The sequence below is a fragment of the Marinifilum sp. D737 genome (assembly GCF_026672275.1).
Taxonomy (GTDB): Bacteria; Bacteroidota; Bacteroidia; order Bacteroidales; family Marinifilaceae; genus Marinifilum.
Genome location: NZ_JANQCD010000071.1, coordinates 1 through 4,842, shown reverse-complemented (window position 1 = coordinate 4,842; position 4,842 = coordinate 1). Strand labels below are relative to the sequence as shown.

Here is a 4,842-nt window from a genome sequence, read left to right as displayed (position 1 = left end):
GAGGTCTCTGGCGCATGCCGCGGTTTGGCTCGGCTGGATACAGAAGTGAGATTTTAACAACAGAACTATAAACAACAGACCTGCGGAAACAGCGGCACGACGCCATACCCGCGAAACGTTAGGTGCAATTATACTTTTTTCAGCAACAGGAAATAATTTATTTAGGAAGCGTTTTTCAAGCTGAATGGATGACAAATTGATGAAATTTTGAAATAATCTAAGCAATTGATATATTAGGGATTATTATAAATGTTACTCAGAATTAGCTGTTTATGATGAAAACCAAATTAACAATAGAAAGATTAGCTAATTTAATCGAAAGAGGTACAAAAATATATAATATTGATGAACCTAATGAGAAAATACAAATTATTGAAGGAGTTGTTTTAAATAAGAATGAACCAAATGTTTTAATATCAAAATACAAAATTAGTTTTACAGATCAACTAAAAGCATTTATTAAAACAAATAAATTCCAAGATGCTTTGTTTAGACCCAAAAAACGAGGAGTGATTCTAATAGACATTGTTGATTATTCAAAAGGTAATTCTCTTTACTTTGCATCAATACTAACCGTCTTTAATACAATTTTACATCAAATAATATTAAAGCTAAGAACAATTAATAAGCTGATTGAACAGATAATACCATCAGGTGATGGTTGCTATTTGGTGTTTAATGAAAATATAAACGATAGTTTTTTTAAAATTGTAATGATTATTCTTAATGAAATGAATAATTTACAAGATGATATTTTAAAGAAATATTCAAAAGAGCAAAGATCTGACAATAAGCTTCATTTGAAAATAAGCTGCACCCTTAATGAAACAGACTTTTTTTATGATATAGCGGGAAATAGAAATTGCTACGGGATCGCTTTAAATGAAGCTGCAAGAATTTTGAATTCCGCTCAAAATGAAATTTCAAAGAAATATCCAAATGTAGGCTATCTAGATTCTGTGTTTTTTGATAAGACAGTAGTGGGGCAAGCAAATTCTTTAATCAAGTCATTTAATAAAAATAGTCAGTATAATCCTTCAATAAAATATTTAGGATACATTCCTGATAATCATATGAAAAGAAGGCAAATATGGTGGCTCAAGGATTTACCAATGGATAGATCAATAGATTTGTATTTTGATAAGAAATAGAATAATAAAAGCACCTAACATGGCTATAAAATATAAGTGTTTGGTGTAATTTGAATGTGAGCTTCATTTAATAAAAATCGCCAAAACTTCCTTTTGACCTTTCAAAAAGTTATAATTGTAAAACAAAGTTTAGGCTATGTGCAAAGTGAGAGAGTTCATTTCAATTTTCACCTACGCTTCTTAGCCCAACGTTCTCTGCAAGCTAATGAAACGACTGTGCAAAAAATGAAATATTAGGAGAAAAATATGACAACACTCTTTATCAAAAATATGGTTTGTAATCGCTGTATTATGGTAGTGCAAAATGAATTCGATAAATTAGGTCTGGATGTAAAGAACATCAAACTTGGGGAGGTTGTGCTGAATAATGGACTCACGGATGAAGAAAAAAACAAATTAAAGGAAGTGCTGATACCGTTAGGCTTTGAACTCATTGACGACAAAAAAAGCCGTATCATTGAAAAAATGAAGAATATAATTATTGACCTTGTGCATTATCAGGACAATGAGATAAATACCAATCTTTCAGAAGTATTAAGCAGCGAAATGCGTCATGATTATAATTATTTGTCCAACCTGTTTTCTGAGGTAGAGGGTACTACTATTGAAAAATACTTTATTGCTCAAAAAATAGAAAAGGTAAAAGAACTATTGGTATATGATGAGCTGTCTTTGAGCGAAATTGCATTTCGTTTGAACTATTCTAGTGTAGGCTATTTAAGCAACCAATTCAAAAAAATAACAGGACTTTCACCCAGCCATTTTAAAAAGATATGTGAAGATAGAAGAAAACCTTTGGACGAGGTATAAGTAAATCTTACAAACCATTTCCAAAATTCCACAATAACTGCCACTCATATTATTGCCAATTTTGCATTGTAAATATAAAACAATCGAGATATGGCAACAAGAGATAAAAATACAATTACCCAGAGTTTCCCTGTTTTAGGTATGACTTGTGCATCGTGTGCAAGCAGTGCCGAAAGCATTGTGCAACATCAGGAGGGCGTAGTTAACGCTTCCGTAAACTTCGCTACGGGAAATCTTAGTGTTGAGTACTTGCCCAATGTGATCGATGCTCCCAAACTACAAAAGGCAGTACAAGGTGTTGGTTATGATTTACTGATTGAAGATGAAACCAAACAGCAGGATACTTTAGAAGCTATCCACGAAAAGAAATTTAAACAACTAAAAACCAGAACCATTTTGGCAGTTGCTCTGTCTTTGCCTGTTGTAGTGATAGGAATGTTCTTTATGAATATACCTTATGCCGACCAGATTATGTGGGTATTCTCTACCCCTGTTGTATTATGGTTGGGTAGGAATTTCTTTGTAAATGCGTGGAAACAGGCAAAACACCGTTCTGCCAATATGGATACGCTTGTAGCATTGAGTACGGGAATTGCCTATATGTTTAGTGTATTCAATATGCTTTTTGCCGAGTTTTGGCATCAGAGAGGTTTACATGCTCACGTTTACTTTGAAGCAGCAGCAGTTATTATTGCATTCATTCTGTTAGGTAAATTATTGGAGGAGAAAGCCAAAGGCAATACATCTTCTGCTATAAAAAAACTAATGGGCTTACAACCCAAAACCATTATCGTAATACAAAATGACGGAACGGAGAAACAAAGGGCAATTGAAGACGTAATCGCAGGCGATATTATCCTTGTAAAACCGGGCGAAAAGATTGCAGTGGACGGTTTGGTTACTTTGGGTGGTTCTTACGTAGACGAAAGTATGTTAAGTGGAGAGCCTGTACCTGTTTTGAAAAAGGAAAACGAAAAAGTTTTTGCAGGAACGATTAACCAAAAAGGAAGTTTCCAATTCAAAGCCGTAAAAGTTGGTAAGGAAACAATGCTTGCCCAAATCATCAGAATGGTACAGGACGCACAGGGAAGCAAAGCGCCTGTACAAAAGTTGGTAGATAAGATTGCAGGTATTTTTGTTCCCATAGTGATAGTTATTGCTATTCTCACATTTACTTTATGGTTCACTTTGGGTGGCGACAATGGAGTAGTACAGGGATTATTGGCTGCCATTACCGTATTGATTATTGCCTGTCCTTGTGCTTTGGGTTTGGCTACACCTACGGCAATTATGGTGGGCGTTGGTAAAGGTGCAGAACAAGGTATTTTGATTAAAGACGCAGAAAGTTTAGAGTTGACTAAAAAAGTCAATGCCATCATATTAGACAAAACAGGAACGATTACAGAGGGCAGACCCGAGGTAACTGGTATTCAATGTCGCCATAATGATGATGTAACCAAAGCAATTTTAGCAGGTATAGAAAAGCAGTCCGAGCACCCGTTGGCAGAAGCAATAGTAAAACATTTGGATGGAGTAGCAACCTTAGCTTTGTCTAACTTCAACAGTATTACAGGTAAAGGAGCAAAAGCCGACCACAACAATGAAACATATTTTGTGGGTAATAAAACACTATTGGCAGAAAACAATATCAGTATTCCTGAATCATTACAACAGCAAGCTGATGAATGGAGTAAATTATCCAAAACCGTTATTTGGTTTTCGGACAGCATACAAGCCCTTTCCGTAGTTGCTATTTCCGACAAAATAAAAGAAACATCAGTACATGCAATCAAAGAAATGCAGGAAATGGGAATTGATTTGTATATGCTTACAGGCGATAACGAAGCGACTGCCAAAGCCATTGCAGAGCAGACAGGAATTAAGCATTATAAGGCAGAAGTGTTGCCACAAAACAAAGCTGATTTTGTTAAAGAACTGCAGCAGAAAGGAAAAGTAGTCGCTATGGTAGGCGATGGTATTAACGACAGTGCAGCTTTAGCAACAGCCAATGTAAGCATTGCAATGGGTAAAGGTTCGGACGTCGCAATGGACGTTGCAAAAATGACAATCATTTCATCAGACCTTTCCAAAATACCACAGGCAATAAGACTTTCAAAACAAACCGTAACCACCATTAAGCAAAATCTATTTTGGTCATTTATTTATAATCTTATCGGTATTCCGATTGCTGCCGGTATTCTCTACCCAATTAACGGTTTCTTACTTAACCCAATGATTGCCGGTGCAGCTATGGCATTGAGTAGTGTTAGTGTGGTAAGTAATAGTTTGCGGTTGAAATGGAAAAAGTAAAACTTTAGATCTCACAAATCAAGTAATAAATTAGAAAACAATTCAGAACGTTATATAGATATTTGCAATATCAAATAACAATTAAATATTTAAAACAATGGAAAATAAAGAATTTCAGTTCAAAACAAATCTTAATTGCAGAGGTTGTGTATCAAAAGTTCAGTCCGACTTAGATAACCTAGAGGGAATCTGCCACTGGAACGTGGATACGGACAATGTGGACAAAATCCTTACAGTAAAATCAGACGGTATTACCGAAGAAGAAGTAGTTGCTATAGTTAAAAGTAAAGGCTTCAAAGCTATGACTTTAAAGGGGTAAATCGTTTTTCCTGAGGTCTCTGGAGAATAGAATGTCATTATAAGTTCTGTTGTTTAAAAAAAGGATGTGCTGCTAGTCGGTCAGCATGCTGCTGTTTGGTTACTTTGATATACTTCATAAATGAACTTTCTGTTTTATGAGTGCTGATAGCCATAATATCTAGTTTATCAACGCCAGCTAGGTATGCATTGGTGCAGAAACTACGCCTTGCGGTGTGAGTAACAATAAGATCATGTTTAGGAATCATTTTAC

The 4,842-nt window shown here is 35.2% G+C and carries 6 protein-coding genes; 4 read left to right on the top strand and 2 right to left on the bottom strand.

Annotated elements, in window-relative coordinates; all coding sequences use genetic code 11:
• Positions 1-195: hypothetical protein (locus NQ163_RS20355; protein WP_268192153.1), on the bottom strand; the 195-nt coding region annotated here is incomplete at its 3' end.
• A 77-nt stretch (positions 196-272) separates the two neighbouring features.
• On the opposite strand from NQ163_RS20355, the gene NQ163_RS20350 reads away from it, so the two are divergent.
• The 4 genes from NQ163_RS20350 to NQ163_RS20335 all read left to right on the top strand — a co-directional run bounded on the left by NQ163_RS20350 (position 273) and on the right by NQ163_RS20335 (position 4,590).
• Positions 273-1,151, top strand: a complete 879-nt coding sequence (locus NQ163_RS20350) for a hypothetical protein (protein WP_268192152.1) — start codon at positions 273-275, stop codon at positions 1,149-1,151.
• Between the two features lie 246 nt (positions 1,152-1,397).
• The gene (locus NQ163_RS20345; protein ID WP_268192151.1) at positions 1,398-1,961 is read left to right on the top strand and encodes a helix-turn-helix domain-containing protein; all 564 of its coding nucleotides are present in this window, start codon (positions 1,398-1,400) and stop codon (positions 1,959-1,961) included.
• 90 nt (positions 1,962-2,051) lie between these two features.
• Positions 2,052-4,271, top strand: coding sequence for a heavy metal translocating P-type ATPase (locus NQ163_RS20340; RefSeq protein WP_268192150.1), 2,220 nt, complete (start codon positions 2,052-2,054; stop codon positions 4,269-4,271).
• 97 nt (positions 4,272-4,368) lie between these two features.
• Positions 4,369-4,590, top strand: coding sequence for a heavy-metal-associated domain-containing protein (locus NQ163_RS20335; protein WP_268192149.1), 222 nt, complete (start codon positions 4,369-4,371; stop codon positions 4,588-4,590).
• Between the two features lie 37 nt (positions 4,591-4,627).
• Here NQ163_RS20335 and NQ163_RS20330 read toward each other — a convergent pair.
• Positions 4,628-4,842, bottom strand: a 215-nt coding sequence (locus NQ163_RS20330; RefSeq protein ID WP_268192148.1) for a hypothetical protein, incomplete at its 5' end; no start/stop codon positions are given.